Source organism: Paenibacillus motobuensis (genome assembly GCF_039521865.1).
GTDB lineage: Bacteria > Bacillota > Bacilli > Paenibacillales > Paenibacillaceae > Fontibacillus > Fontibacillus motobuensis.
In genome coordinates this window covers 1-600 of sequence record NZ_BAAACX010000019.1, presented here as the reverse complement: position 1 = coordinate 600, position 600 = coordinate 1, and the positions used below count along the sequence as shown (strand labels likewise).

At 49.5% G+C, this 600-nt stretch carries 2 tRNA genes and 1 rRNA gene; all 3 read left to right on the top strand.

Features of this window, described 5'->3' with window-relative positions:
- Positions 1–122: 122 nt before the first annotated feature.
- The 3 genes from rrf to ABD014_RS21040 all read left to right on the top strand — a co-directional run bounded on the left by rrf (position 123) and on the right by ABD014_RS21040 (position 528).
- Positions 123–239 (top strand): 5S ribosomal RNA (rrf, locus tag ABD014_RS21050).
- A 40-nt stretch (positions 240–279) separates the two neighbouring features.
- Positions 280–356, top strand: a tRNA-Ile gene (locus ABD014_RS21045).
- A gap of 96 nt (positions 357–452) precedes the next feature.
- Positions 453–528 (top strand) — tRNA-Ala (locus ABD014_RS21040).
- Positions 529–600: the final 72 nt, after the last annotated feature.

Below are 600 nucleotides of genomic sequence, written 5' to 3'. Positions count from 1 at the left end.
GAATCGTTTCCTGTAACGGAAACATTCAAAAGTCTTCAGGAAGTATGCTTCCGAAGCAAGCTTTACGAAGTAAAGCTTTTAGCTCACTCGTTGGTCAGTTTTGAGAGTTCAACTCTCATGCGTTTGGTGGCAATGGCGGAGGGGTTCCACACGTACCCATCCCGAACACGACCGTTAAGCCCTCTAGCGCCGATGGTACTTGGACCGAAGGGTCCTGGGAGAGTAGGACGTCGCCAAGCGCTAACCCTTCTAGGGTAAGCACAATATAATAACAGTTATGGGCCCTTAGCTCAGTTGGTTAGAGCGCACCCCTGATAAGGGTGAGGTCGGTGGTTCGAGTCCACTAGGGCCCACCATCTAAATCCCATAACTTAGCTTCATGTTTTTACGGGTCCCCGAAAAGTAATCGGAATAAACTTCGTAGCATGTCGTCACTTTTTGGGGTAGAGTATGGGGGCATAGCTCAGCTGGGAGAGCGCCTGCCTTGCAAGCAGGAGGTCAGCGGTTCGATCCCGCTTGTCTCCACCATAACATATCATTTCCAAGACTTACCGCTTGATTAGTAAGGTTGAAGATGATACGATACAAATCCGCTGGTCA